Source organism: Hallella faecis (assembly GCF_018789675.1).
Lineage (GTDB): Bacteria > Bacteroidota > Bacteroidia > Bacteroidales > Bacteroidaceae > Prevotella > Prevotella faecis.
The window spans coordinates 64,864-77,446 of sequence record NZ_JAHKBE010000006.1 but is presented as its reverse complement, the minus strand read 5'-3'; the positions used below and the strand labels follow the sequence as shown (position 1 = coordinate 77,446).

At 55.0% G+C, this 12,583-nt stretch carries 11 protein-coding genes; 4 read left to right on the top strand and 7 right to left on the bottom strand.

Annotated elements, in window-relative coordinates:
- Positions 1–67: 67 nt before the first annotated feature.
- From KM934_RS02800 to KM934_RS02770, 7 genes are all read right to left on the bottom strand, one after another.
- The gene (locus KM934_RS02800) at positions 68–400 is read right to left on the bottom strand and encodes a hypothetical protein (protein WP_215759092.1); all 333 of its coding nucleotides are present in this window, start codon (positions 398–400) and stop codon (positions 68–70) included.
- Between the two features lie 1,396 nt (positions 401–1,796).
- Positions 1,797–3,413, bottom strand: a complete 1,617-nt coding sequence (gene pckA, locus KM934_RS02795; protein ID WP_215759091.1) for a phosphoenolpyruvate carboxykinase (ATP) — start codon at positions 3,411–3,413, stop codon at positions 1,797–1,799.
- A gap of 371 nt (positions 3,414–3,784) precedes the next feature.
- Positions 3,785–4,789, bottom strand: coding sequence for a 2-oxoacid:ferredoxin oxidoreductase subunit beta (locus KM934_RS02790; RefSeq protein ID WP_215759090.1), 1,005 nt, complete (start codon positions 4,787–4,789; stop codon positions 3,785–3,787).
- A gap of 46 nt (positions 4,790–4,835) precedes the next feature.
- Positions 4,836–6,725: a 2-oxoacid:acceptor oxidoreductase subunit alpha gene (locus KM934_RS02785; protein WP_252344864.1), complete on the bottom strand. Its 1,890-nt coding sequence runs from the start codon at positions 6,723–6,725 to the stop codon at positions 4,836–4,838.
- Between the two features lie 395 nt (positions 6,726–7,120).
- Positions 7,121–7,702 carry a nicotinate (nicotinamide) nucleotide adenylyltransferase gene (gene nadD, locus KM934_RS02780; protein WP_215759089.1) on the bottom strand — a complete coding sequence of 194 codons (582 nt, stop codon included), beginning with the start codon at positions 7,700–7,702 and terminating at the stop codon, positions 7,121–7,123.
- A 5-nt stretch (positions 7,703–7,707) separates the two neighbouring features.
- A complete protein-coding gene (gmk, locus tag KM934_RS02775; RefSeq protein ID WP_215759088.1) occupies positions 7,708–8,334 on the bottom strand; it encodes a guanylate kinase in 627 nt (208 codons plus the stop codon).
- Positions 8,335–8,364: 30 nt separating this feature from the next.
- Positions 8,365–9,240 (bottom strand): YicC/YloC family endoribonuclease, encoded by an 876-nt coding sequence (locus KM934_RS02770; RefSeq protein ID WP_215759087.1) that lies wholly within the window; start codon positions 9,238–9,240, stop codon positions 8,365–8,367.
- Positions 9,241–9,331: 91 nt separating this feature from the next.
- Here KM934_RS02770 and tsaB point away from each other — a divergent pair, with 91 nt between their 5' ends.
- Genes tsaB through rimM form a run of 4 tightly spaced genes read left to right on the top strand, consistent with a single transcriptional unit; the run spans position 9,332 to position 12,514 of the window.
- Complete coding sequence (gene tsaB / locus KM934_RS02765; RefSeq protein ID WP_215759086.1) at positions 9,332–10,024, top strand: tRNA (adenosine(37)-N6)-threonylcarbamoyltransferase complex dimerization subunit type 1 TsaB; 693 nt, start codon at positions 9,332–9,334, stop codon at positions 10,022–10,024.
- A gap of 42 nt (positions 10,025–10,066) precedes the next feature.
- Complete coding sequence (locus KM934_RS02760) at positions 10,067–10,660, top strand: DUF4290 domain-containing protein (RefSeq protein WP_215759085.1); 594 nt, start codon at positions 10,067–10,069, stop codon at positions 10,658–10,660.
- A gap of 9 nt (positions 10,661–10,669) precedes the next feature.
- The gene (gene murA, locus KM934_RS02755; protein ID WP_215759084.1) at positions 10,670–11,980 is read left to right on the top strand and encodes a UDP-N-acetylglucosamine 1-carboxyvinyltransferase; all 1,311 of its coding nucleotides are present in this window, start codon (positions 10,670–10,672) and stop codon (positions 11,978–11,980) included.
- 15 nt (positions 11,981–11,995) lie between these two features.
- Positions 11,996–12,514, top strand: a complete 519-nt coding sequence (gene rimM, locus KM934_RS02750) for a ribosome maturation factor RimM (RefSeq protein WP_215759083.1) — start codon at positions 11,996–11,998, stop codon at positions 12,512–12,514.
- The last annotated feature ends 69 nt before the right edge of the window (positions 12,515–12,583 follow it).

Genomic DNA, 12,583 nt, shown 5'->3' with positions numbered 1-12,583 from the left:
CTACTGCGCATGTGAATTCTATTTTCAAGTCATACTACTGGCAATCGAATCTCTTTGCAAACAGGATTTACGACTTGTCCTTTTTCTGTTTTTCCCGTTTTTCCCTTCTTTTCCTTGCTCGTTCCTCATAGTCGAACAACATGCTATCGAACAGCTCCGTCTCTTCGTCGGGCGCACCCATGTTGATCAGATAGTCCATGTGCTCGTTAATGAGACAAAACTCGCTGTCCGAGCGCAACTTGCCTCGCTCCTTGATTTTCGCTATTCTTTCCCATCGCTTCTTGTAGAGGTCATCAAGGCCCTTGCCGCAGGCGGCAAGGAGGCGCGCGTCGAGAATGGGATAGTCGGGGTCGCCAGGCTCAGGGACTAATTCGTTTATATAGGTAAAACTTCTTCTCATTAGACTAAGGCTCCCTTTTTTGTAGTATCCTTGTATGCGCTTTTTGATATCTTCAAAAATTTTGTCGGTTTCCTTGCATGCCTCTTCATGATTTACTCTCTTTTTGTCACTTTCTATGGTTTTCTGCCATGTAAAATTTATTATTACCAAACACCAAGTTTTATAAAATTCCAAGTCTTCCATTTCGTAAATTCAAAACATTATTATATTTATTAGAACAAATTTAAAAACCTGTATATGGAGCAAGATTTCCGAACGCCTTATTAGATTCGTTGTGGAAATGCCTGCCTGAAGGATTCCATTTGGCTACGCCCCTAATATCATTGCCCACTCTTTTGCTTCCAATTCCTCCATAGTAGTCGATAAGTTGTTGCTCACGTCCTCTTATTGCTGCGTAATTCTTAGAATATCGGTCCAACGTAGGATTTTTGAACCCTTGTAATTTGGTTTAAGGCGGAAACTTGTTGTATCCGTTGCTAAATTATGGAAAAACTATCAAACGTGCAAATATTATGGAAAGAAAATTTGTCCCCAATCGGTCATTAGACCGAAATAGGTAAAATTGTAGGCTATTATTGATTCTTTCCAACTCTTGTCAGCGTTTCTTTCGGCATCTTGCTTCCATTCGCGTTTCTACATAGCTCACTATGCCTTTGGGCGCGACTGTCGCAACCTGCTCGAAACAAACACCAACAAGAATTGAAATCTAATGACCGATTTGGGTTAAAAGCCCTTACAAACTATAGCAAGAACTACACACTTCTTTTCCATGACGGAAAGATTTGCCAGAAATACGCGATTCTCAGACGCGTTTCGTAAATAACTAATAATCAAAGCTTTATATTCTTGAGACTAAAATAGGCACTCCGTTTTTTACATTTTGCCTTGCGGTTAGGCATCTTTCGCACCACGAAACATGCCCAAAGGCAATGCGATACCTACCTATCGGTGCCTCGAAATATGGCCTTTCGCAACCCGAAAGATGCCTAATCGCAAAGCGTCACATTGATTTTGCCGATTCAATGCCATAAAAACGACTTTTTCGTTCTCTATTTCATCCCTAAAAGTGTGCACGGATTTTTCAGAACTTTCACAACAAAACGCAGATTCGCATGCGGTTTGATAGAGATAAAGAAGGTGGGGATGTAGCGGTAGCACGCCTGCGTGATTTGCGAGAATTGTGGCATTGGGTTGGGGATAAACCCGTTCTTGGTGTGGACTGACGAGGTAAGAATGGAAACCAAATCTGCTGTAGCGTGGGTGTGGAATGCCGTGTAAACACAAAAAGGCCCGCTCTCTTGGATGAGAGCAGGCCTCCTATGTGATGATAGCTTTCGGGCAGTGGCCTATCCTTTCGGTGGGCCTATGCTATGCTGCCCGAAGGCGATGTTGATGCTTAGAGCTGAGGACCAGCAGCAACCAGAGCCTTACCAGCCTCGTTGCCCTCGTACTTCTTGAAGTTCTTGATGAAGCGCTGAGCCAGATCCTTGGCCTTAACCTCCCACTCAGAAGCGTTAGCGTAAGTGTCGCGAGGATCGAGGATACCAGCGTCTACACCCTCCAACTGTGTGGGAACCACGAAGTTGAAGAAGGGGATAGTCTTTGTAGGAGCCTTGTCGATCTCGTGGTTCAGGATGCTGTCGATGATACCACGTGTGTCGCGGATAGAGATACGCTTGCCAGTACCGTTCCAACCTGTGTTAACCAGGTAAGCCTTGGCACCGCTCTTCTCCATGTGCTTCACGAGCTCCTCAGCATACTTTGTAGGATGCAGCTCCAGGAATGCCTGGCCGAAGCAAGCAGAGAAAGTAGGAGTAGGCTCAGTGATGCCGCGCTCTGTACCAGCGAGCTTGGCTGTGAAACCAGAGAGGAAGTAGTACTTCGTCTGCTCAGCGTTGAGGATGCTCACAGGAGGCAGCACGCCGAATGCGTCGGCAGAGAGGAAGATAACCTGCTTTGCAGCGGGACCCTGGCTCTCGGGGCGCTGGATGTTGTGGATGTGGTAGATAGGATAGCTCACGCGAGTGTTCTCAGTAACGCTCTTGTCAGCGAAGTCGATCTTGCCGTTCTCGTCGACAGTAACGTTCTCGAGCAGAGCGTCGCGGCAGATAGCGCCGTAGATGTCGGGCTCAGCCTCCTTGTCGAGGTTGATAACCTTGGCATAGCAGCCACCCTCGAGGTTGAACACACCCTGGTCGTCCCATCCGTGCTCGTCGTCACCGATCAGCTTACGCTTCGGGTCGGTGCTCAGAGTGGTCTTACCTGTACCAGACAGACCGAAGAAGATAGCGGTGTTCTCACCGTTCATGTCGGTGTTGGCAGAGCAGTGCATGCTGGCGATGCCGCGCAAGGGGAGGAAGTAGTTCTGCATAGAGAACATACCCTTCTTCATCTCACCACCATACCATGTGTTGAGGATAACCTGCTCCTTAGAGGTAACGTTGAACAACACGGCAGTCTCTGAGTGCAGACCCAGCTCCTTCCAGTTGGTCACCTTAGCCTTAGAGGCGTTGTAAACGATGAAGTCGGGCTCCTGCTCGAAGTCAGCCTCAGTCTTCGGACGGATGAACATGTTGGTCACGAAGTGAGCCTGCCATGCCACCTCCACGATGAAGCGAACCTTCATGCGGGTGTCGTGGTGTGTGCCGCAGAAACCGTCGACCACATAGAGCTTCTTGTAGCTCAGCTCATCCTGAGCGAGCTTCTTGCAGGCCTTCCATGTCTCCTCAGAGGCGCGGTGGTTGTCGTTATGATATTCCTCAGAGTCCCACCATACGGTGTCGTGAGAAGTAGCGTCATCAACGATGAACTTGTCCTTAGGCGAACGGCCTGTGTAAACACCGGTCATCACGTTCACTGCGCCAAGCTCTGTCTCCTGAGCCTTGTCGAAGCCTTCCAGACCCGGCTGAGTCTCCTCATTGAAGAGCACCTCGTATGAGGGGTTGTACAGAACTTCTGCGGTACCCGTCTGGATGCCGTAGTTTGCTAAAACTGACTTGTTAAACCTTGCCATTTTACTTAATAATTTAAGTTTATATAAGTTGAATATTCTCTTCTTTTGGGAGCAAAGGTAGCAATTTCCGCACAAGCCGCAAAGCGTGTGCAATGGTTTTTCGGGATGGATAAAACATTTTTAGGTTAAAGAATACAAAATTTGCCGTTTTCGTTGTCGTTTTGCAATATCGACTTGGAAAAATGGCCCTGTCTGTATGCTGACCCAATGGATCGGCTGTCAGTTTTTCTTGTCGCCCCCAGTCCTTGGGCGATAGCCTCCGCACGGTGGCTTGTATGCAAAAAAGGCTGCAGGGGGTGTTCCTGCAGCCTGATGGTATGAGGGGTGTGAGGTGCGGCGCGCCGCTGTGGCGCAACGGCCGTGATGGGGCGTTACTTCACCTCCCAGATGTCGTTGGTTTCGAGAAGCTCCTCGAAGCAGTGGTAGGGCTTGGCGGCCTTCACCTCCTCGATTTGCGCGTAGATGGCCTCGTCGTAGGTGGGTGCCTCCACGTCGCGGATGACACCGAGCGCCACGGGGAATCCGTGCTCGTTGTCCATCATGGCGAGCTTCAGTTGCAGCGTGTTGTCCTGGCAGTGGGCGTCGTGCACGAGGATGTCGTCGAGGGTGTAGCCGTCCTTGCCGATCTCCACCACTTTCAGTCCGAAGCCCTCCTGCACCAGTCCGTACTGTTTCTGTTCGCCGAACACCAATGGCTTGCCGTGCTCCACGTAGATGGCGTTGCGCTCGCGTCCCTCGCGTGTGTAGATGGGCTCGTGTGCACCGTTGTTGAAGATCACGCAGTTTTGCAAAATCTCGCAAACGGTGGCACCCTTATGCTGCGCTGCCGCCTTGAGGATGTGCACGGTGCCTGTGCTGTCGGTGGCCACGGCGCGTGCGAAGAAGTGGCCGCGTGCGCCGAAGCAGAGCTCAGCGGGGCGGAACGGGTCCTCCACGGTGCCATAGGGGCTCGACTTCGACACGAAGCCGCGGGGGCTGGTGGGCGAGTATTGGCCCTTGGTCAGGCCGTAGATGCGGTTGTTGAGCAGGATGATGTTGATGTCGACGTTACGGCGCATGGCATGGATGAAGTGGTTGCCGCCGATGGCCAGTCCGTCGCCATCGCCCGACACCTGCCAGACGGTGAGCTCAGGGTTGGCCACCTTCACGCCCGTGGCGATGGCGGCCGCACGTCCATGGATGGTCTGCATGGCGTAGGTGTTGACGTAGTAGGGCAGGCGGCTTGAGCAGCCTATACCGCTGATGACAGCCGTCTGGTAGGGCGGCACGCCGAGCTCCGCCATGGCCTTTTGCAAAGATGCCAAGAAACTGTGATCGCCGCAACCCGGGCACCAGCGGGGCTGGCCTTTCTTATAATCGTTGACTGTGTAATTCATGATTTGAAAAGTCGGATAAAGGTAGAATGGTTAAAGTTCATCTGTTTTAGACAATGCGCGAGGTGAAGGTGTCGCCGTTGGCATGTATCTTATCGAGGATGATGTTCTCGAAGATGGTTGCTATTCTGTGCGTGCGCAGCGGCTGGCCCTTCACTCGGTCGAGCTGGTAGGGCGTGAATCCGTTGATGCGTATGCGCAGCAGGGCGGCGAGCTGTCCGAGGTTCTGCTCAGCCACCACTACCTTCTTGTAGCGTGTCAACACCTCAGCGGTGTTGGCGGGCAGCGGGTTGATGTATTTCAGTTGGGCCAATGCCACCTTGTGTCCGCGGCGTCGCAGTTCGGCCATAGCCGCATGCAGGTGGCCGTAGGTCGATCCGAAGCCCACGATGAGCAGGTCGGCGTCGTCGGCGTCGCCCTCCACCTCGAGGTCGGGCACGTGAATGCGCGCCACCTTGCCGAAGCGCAGGTTGTCCATCAGGTGGTGGTTCTCTGGGTCGGTCGAGATGGTACCCGTCTCGCCGTCCTTCTCCAGTCCGCCGAGGATGTGTGTGTAGCCCTCCTGGCCCGGCACGGCCCAGTAGCGCACGAGCGATTCGGGATCGCGGCGGTAGGGCGAGTACTTGAACTTCTGGTTCTCCAGCACGCGGTGGGGATGGATCTCAGGCAGTTCGTCGAGCTTCGGCAGTTTCCATGCGGCCGATCCGTTGGCGATGAACGCGTCGGTGAGGAGCACCACCGGTGTGAGGTGCTCGAGCGCTATCTTGCAAGCCATGAAGGCGGCGTCGAAGCAATCGGTGGGGCTGGTGGCGGCAATGACCGGCATGGGGCTCTCGCCGTTGCGGCCATAGAGCACCTGCAGCAGGTCGGTCTGCTCACTCTTGGTGGGCAATCCCGTTGAGGGACCGCCGCGCTGCACGTCGATGATGACCAATGGCAGCTCATCGATGACGGCGAGGTTCATGGCCTCACTCTTCAGGCAGATGCCCGGTCCTGATGTGCTGGTGGCGGCCAGCGCTCCGGCGAATGCCGCGCCAATGGCCGATGAGCATGCGGCCAGCTCGTCCTCTGCCTGCATGGTGATGACACCCATCGACTTGTGCTTGGCCAGCTCGTGCAGGATGTCGGTGGCGGGAGTGATGGGATATGAACCAAGGTAGAGCTTCAGGCCGGCTCGCTCGGCGGCGGCCATCAAGCCGTAGGCGGTAGCCTTGTTGCCCGTGATGTCCATGTAACGTCCGGGCACCTTATGCTTCGATTCGATGCGGTAGGTGGCGGGCACCGAGGCGTGGGTGTTGGCACCATAGTTGTAGCCTGCTTTCACGACGCTGATGTTGGCCTCTGCCACGGCCGGTTTCTTGGCAAACTTCTCATGGAGGAATTGCTCCACCAGGCTGATCTCGCGGTTGAAGAGCCAGCACACCAGTCCGAGGGCGAACATGTTGCGGCACTTCAGGATGGCCTTGTTGTCCATGCCGCTATCTTGCAGGCAATCCTTCACCATTGTGGTGATGGGGCAAGCCACCACATGGTCGGGGTTGATCTTCATCTCGCCCAGGTAGTCGTCGCTTGCGAACTGCGCCTTCTTCAGGTCGGCGGGACCAAAGGAGTCGGCGTCGATGATGATGGTTGCCAACGGTTTGGCGTGGCGGTATTGAGTCTTGAGCGCCGCTGCGTTCATGGCTACGAGCACGTCACACTTGTCGCCTGGTGTGTAAACTTGTCCTTCACCGATATGCACCTGATAACCCGATACGCCCGTGAGTGAGCCATGTGGGGCGCGGATGTCGGCCGGATAGTCGGGGAAGGTGGATATGCCGTTGCCCACGGTGGCCGACACCGTGGAAAAGATGTTTCCGGCGAGCTGCATGCCATCGCCTGAGTCGCCCGAGAATCGCACAACAACGGCCTCAAGCTCTTTCACTTCCAATTCTGCCATGATTTGTGGTTTTTCTTTAGATTATAGTTAATTTTTGACAAAGATATAGGTTCTTTCCGAGACCGCAAACTTTTAAGCGAAGAATTTTCGGTTAAACCCCAATCGGCCATGAGATTTTAATTCTTGTTGGTGTTTGTTTCGAGCAGGTTGCAACAGGCGTGTTGAAGCCATAGCGGGCTATGGCAAAACACGAATGGAAGCAAGATGCCGAAAGAAACGCTGACAAGAATTGAAAAGAAGAAAGGGAATGCCTATTACCCATCTGTTTCGGTCTCATGGTCGATTGGGGTTAAATGAAGAATGGGAGGAACAATAGGGAAAAAGGCGTGGAAAGACAAGGTGTGTAGGGGTTTGTGGGCATAAGAGTTTCCTTATGCCCATAAGCCCCTTGCCCATTACTTATAATATTCCTCAACCATCGGAACGATGGCGGGCGGCACCAGGCCCTCGACGGGCTCGCCTTGGGCCACGCGATGGCGTATGTCGGTGCTGCTGATGGGGTAGAGGCCTGTGTCGACAAGCGAGACACAGGCCGGCAGTGAGGCCTTGTCGATGGGATAGCCCTCACGTGGATAAACAATGATGGGATGGTGGTGGAGAATGTCGTCGGGATGGGCCCAACGATCGAACGCCAACCAGTTGTCGGCGCCAATGATGAGCGAGAACTGGCGGTCGGGATGGTCGGCGCGCAGGTGGGCCAGCGTCTGCCACGTGTAAGACGGCTTGGGCAGGGCGAACTCATAGTCGGACGCCACCAAGTGGGGCTCGTCGCAGAGGGCGCGCCGCACCATGTCGAAGCGCAGGCGGTCGTCGAGCAAGTCGCCGGCCGCACGCTTGAAAGGATTGAGGGGCGACACGAGAAACCACACCTCTTCGAGGTTGGCGAGACGCAGAATGTCGCGCGCCAACCCGATGTGTCCCGTGTGGATGGGGTTGAAGGAACCCCCGAAGATGCCCGTTGGCACAAGTGGGTCCATGACGGTCAACGCTTCAGGAATTGGCTGACAAGACGGTAAGCCTCCGCCTCGGCCGTGTCGAGGTCGTCGTTGACCACGATGTGGTCGAAGCGCGGTGCGAAGGTCAACTCGTACGACGCCTTGGCCAGTCGCTGCTCGATGACCTCGGGCGCGTCGGTGGCGCGTCCTTCCAGTCGGCGCCGCAACTCCTCGACCGATGGCGGTTGGATAAAGATGCTGAGGGCGCGGTCGCCATAATATTGCTTGATGTTGCAGCCACCCTTCACATCGACGTCGAAGACCACGTTTTCGCCCCGTTGGCACTGCGTCTCCACCTGTTCCTTCAGGGTGCCGTAGAACCGTCCGGGGTAAACCTCCTCGTGCTCCAAAAACTCGCCGTCGGCAATCTTCTTGCGAAACTCCTGCTCCGTGAGGAACAGATACTCCACGCCGTTGCGCTCGGTGCCTCGTGGAGCACGTGTGGTGGCGCTCACCGAGAAGGCCAGTCGCAGCTCGGGATGCTGCTCCATGAGCCATTTCACGATGGTGCTCTTGCCGCTTCCCGAGGGAGCGGAGAAGATGAGCAGCCGGCCCTCGCCCTGGTTGGCGGCGTGGTCGGCGTGTGTGTTGGGAATGTCGTAGGTGTTGGTCATAACCTTATAATAAATAGGTGAGACAATTGGTTAGAGAGCGTTGAGCACTTGCTCCTTGATCTGCTCCAACTCGTCTTTCATCTTGACCACGATGTTTTGCATCTCAGCCTGGTTGCTCTTCGAGCCCGTGGTGTTGATCTCGCGCCCCATCTCCTGGGCGATGAAGCCCAGTTTCTTGCCGTTGGGCTGGTCTTCGGCCATCGTCTCGCGGAAGTAGCGCAGGTGGTTGGCCAGGCGCTGTTTCTCCTCGCTGATGTCGAGTTTCTCAATATAATAGATGAGCTCCTGCTCCAGTCGGTTCTTGTCGTAGTCGACGCCCGGAATCATCTCCAATCCCTTGACGATCGACTCGCGAATCTTCGCCACGCGACTCTTCTCGTAAGGCTCGATCTCGTGGAGCAAGCGCTCGATGTTGTCGACCTTCTCGTGGAACTTGCGCTCGAGCGCAGCACCCTCCTGACGACGGAACTCCGTGAGGGCGTCGATGGCCTGGCAGACAGCTTGGCGCACAACTTCCCACTCCTCGTCGCACAACTGTTCTATCTCTGTCTTGCTCAGAACGTCGGGCATGCGTGTGAGGGTGGTGAGCCAATCGGTAGGCTCGGGGATGCCCACCTTGTCGGAAATGGCCTTGAGCTGGTGGTAATAATTCTCTACAAGAGCCGCGTTGATCGGTGTGGCGTCGACAAGCGAGTCTTTCTCGACCCAAATGGCGAAGTCGACCTTGCCTCTTGTCAGCGAACGAGCGATGAGCTGCCGGATCTCCATCTCCTTCTCTCGATAGAGCGGCGCAATGCGTGTGGAGAGGTCGAGAGCCTTGCTATTCAATGATTTAATCTCAACATTAATCTTCTTGTCCTTGTAGGTTGCGACAGTCTTGCCGTAACCCGTCATTGATTGTATCATAGCTTCTTTCGCGTTAAATTTTTGCAAATGTACTAAGAAATCGTGGAAAAAAGCGTAAATTTGCACTTTATTTAGATAGAATTTTCAAACTATGTCGTGCATATTGAATATTGATACGAGCACGAATGTGTGCTCAGTGGCCGTCAGTCAAGACGGAGCGTGCATCTTCGACAAGGAAGACCACAGTGGTCCGAACCATGCCGAGCGCCTCGGAGCGTTTGTCGACGAGGCTCTCTCATTTATCGACAACCATGCCATCCCCCTCGACGCGGTGGCTGTGAGTTGCGGCCCTGGCTCCTATACCGGCCTGCGCATCGGTGTGTCGATGGCCAAGGGCATCTGCTATGGACGCGATGTGAAGCTGTTGGCCGTGCCCACGCTGGAACTGCTATGCGTGCCAGTGTTGCTGCGGGAGATGGTGACCGACGACGACGCGCTGCTGTGTCCCATGCTCGACGCACGCCGCATGGAGGTCTACGCGCAGCTCTTCACCCGTTCGCTGCGCGAGGTGCGACCCATCCAGGCCGATGTGGTCGACGCCGACACCTACCGCGAATACCTCGACAAGCACCCCGTGTACTTCTTCGGCAACGGAGCCATGAAGTGCAAGGAGGTCATTGATCACCCCAACGCTCACTTCATAGAGGGCATCGAGGCACTGGCCAAGAACATGCTGCCGCTGGCGGAGCGCCGCATGGCGCGCGAGGAGTTTGAGGACGTGGCCTATTTTGTGCCGTTCTACCTGAAAGACTTCGTGGCCAAGCAGCCGCGTAAGTTGCTCTAAGAGCCCCAGCCATTCACCCACATCAACATCCCAGGAATAGACATGAACATCAACGGATTGGACTACAACACCCAGCGCGAGAGACTCATCTTGCCAGAGTATGGGCGCGAGATACAGAACATGGTGGACTACTGCGTGGCACTGCCCACCAAGGAAGAGCGGCAGCGTTGCGCAGCGACCATTGTCGCAACCATGGACCGCATGGTGCCCCAAAACCGAAACAACGCCAACTACAAGCAGAAGCTGTGGGACCACTTGGCGCTGATGAGCGACTTCAAGCTCGACATCGACTGGCCCTACGACATCAGTGAGGCGAGGTCGATGCAGACCAAACCCGAGCCGATGAAGTATCCCACGGAGAACATCCGCGTAAGGCATTACGGACGATACATCTTCAAGCTCTTCGACAAGCTGAAGACCATGGAGCCCGGTGTTGAGCGTGACAACCTCGTGCGGCTCACCGCCAACCAGATGAAGCGCGACCTCATGTTGTGGAGCCACGGATACACCGACGACGAGAAGGTAGCCGACGATCTGGCACGCTACACCGATGGCAAGATACAGTTGGACCTCGCCCACTTCAAGTTTGCGAAGGTCGACCTTAGGGAAACGGAAAAAAAACGTAAAAAGAAATAAGCAAAGCGTATGGAGTCATTCATCATCGAAGGCGGCCACCCGCTCAGCGGAGACATCACGCCGCAAGGTGCCAAGAACGAGGCGCTGCAGGTTATCTGCGCCACACTGCTCACTGTAGACCCTGTGAGGATTAAGAACATACCCGACATTCTCGACGTGAACAACCTCATCAAACTGCTCATGGACATGGGCGTGAAGGTTACTCACAACGCCCCGGGCGACTATACGTTCCAGGCCGACGAGCTCAACCTCGACTACCTGGACAGCTTGGAGTTTGTGCGCAAGTGCTCATCGCTGCGCGGATCGGTGCTTATGATAGGACCGCTGCTCGGCCGTTTCGGTAAGGCCACCGTGGCCAAGCCCGGCGGCGACAAGATCGGACGGCGCCGTCTCGACACCCATTTCCTCGGATTCAAGAGCCTGGGAGCCGACTTCGTGCATGATGAGGAGCGCGACGTGTACCAGATTCGTGCCAAGCAACTGAAGGGCACGTATATGCTTCTCGATGAGGCCTCGGTAACCGGAACGGCCAATATCATCATGGCTGCCGTGTTTGCCAAGGGCACAACCACTATCTACAACGCCGCTTGCGAGCCTTACTTGCAGCAGCTCTGCCACCTGCTCAACCACATGGGAGCCAACATCAGTGGTATCGCCAGCAACCTCATCACCATCGTGGGGGTGGAGCAGTTGCATGGCGGTGAGCACCGCGTGTTGCCCGATATGATCGAGGTGGGATCGTTTATCGGCATGGCGGCCATGGTGGGCGACGGTGTGCGCATCAAGAATGTGTCGCTGAAGAACCTGGGAATCATTCCCGACGCTTTCCGCCGATTGGGTGTTCGCATCAAGGCGGAGGGCGACGACCTCGTTATTCCCCATCATAGCCACTATCAGGTGCAGTCGTTCATCGATGGCACAATCATGACCCTGAGCGACGCTCCGTGGCCCGGACTCACACCCGATCTGCTCTCCGTGCTGCTCGTGGTGGCCACACAGGCGCGTGGTACGGTGCTCATCCATCAAAAGATGTTTGAGAGTCGACTCTTCTTTGTCGACAAACTCATCGACATGGGAGCGCAAATCATTCTCTGTGACCCACACCGCGCTGTGGTGGTGGGGCAGGATCACCGCATCCAGTTGCGCGCCGGCAACATGACATCGCCCGACATCCGTGCCGGTATCGCTCTGCTCATCGCTGCCCTGAGCGCACGCGGCACCAGCCGTATCGCCAACATTGCGCAGATCGACAGAGGCTATCAGGACATTGAGCAGCGTCTCAACAAACTGGGTGCGAAGATCCAGCGTGTGAACGATTGATAACCCACAACAACCATGATCAAGCAAGAGGACGTGTATCGCATAGGCCGCCTGGGAAAGCCCCATGGCGTGAGAGGCGAACTGTCGTTCCAGTTTGAGGACGATATCTTCGACCGTGTGGATGCCGATTATCTCATTCTCGACATCGACGGCATCCTTGTGCCGTTCTTCATCGAGGAGTATAGGTTTCGCTCCAACGAGATATGCCTGCTGAAACTCTGTGACATCGACACTGAGGAACGCGCCCGTGAGCTCACGGGATGCGATGTGTTCTTCCCCCGCGCCTTGGCGCAGGAAGAGGATGGGGGTGCCTCATGGGCCGAGATTATCGGCTTCAAGGTCATCGACGAGGCAACGGGCAACACCGTGGGAACCATCCAGGCTGTGGACGACAGCACCATCAACGTGCTCTTTACCATAGCCACGCCACAGGGCGAGGTGCTCCTTCCGGCCAGCGACGACCTCATCTGTGCCTTCGACCGACAGGCGCAGACCATCACCATGACCATTCCCGACGGATTGTTGAGCCTGTGACCCAATAACGGATAAAGGCACATCGACCTTCTCTCCTTATTATATAGGCCCTCGCTCCTTATCAAATAA

Bases quoted from the DNA above. Each gene is read 5' to 3' on its own strand.
- KM934_RS02800 (WP_215759092.1), bottom strand. From the start codon at position 400: ATGAGAAGAAGTTTTACCTATATAAACGAATTAGTCCCTGAGCCTGGC.
- pckA (WP_215759091.1), bottom strand. From the start codon at position 3,413: ATGGCAAGGTTTAACAAGTCAGTTTTAGCAAACTACGGCATCCAGACG.
- KM934_RS02790 (WP_215759090.1), bottom strand. From the start codon at position 4,789: ATGAATTACACAGTCAACGATTATAAGAAAGGCCAGCCCCGCTGGTGC.
- KM934_RS02785 (WP_252344864.1), bottom strand. From the start codon at position 6,725: ATGGCAGAATTGGAAGTGAAAGAGCTTGAGGCCGTTGTTGTGCGATTC.
- nadD (WP_215759089.1), bottom strand. From the start codon at position 7,702: ATGGACCCACTTGTGCCAACGGGCATCTTCGGGGGTTCCTTCAACCCC.
- gmk (WP_215759088.1), bottom strand. From the start codon at position 8,334: ATGACCAACACCTACGACATTCCCAACACACACGCCGACCACGCCGCC.
- KM934_RS02770 (WP_215759087.1), bottom strand. From the start codon at position 9,240: ATGATACAATCAATGACGGGTTACGGCAAGACTGTCGCAACCTACAAG.
- tsaB (WP_215759086.1), top strand. From the start codon at position 9,332: ATGTCGTGCATATTGAATATTGATACGAGCACGAATGTGTGCTCAGTG.
- KM934_RS02760 (WP_215759085.1), top strand. From the start codon at position 10,067: ATGAACATCAACGGATTGGACTACAACACCCAGCGCGAGAGACTCATC.
- murA (WP_215759084.1), top strand. From the start codon at position 10,670: ATGGAGTCATTCATCATCGAAGGCGGCCACCCGCTCAGCGGAGACATC.
- rimM (WP_215759083.1), top strand. From the start codon at position 11,996: ATGATCAAGCAAGAGGACGTGTATCGCATAGGCCGCCTGGGAAAGCCC.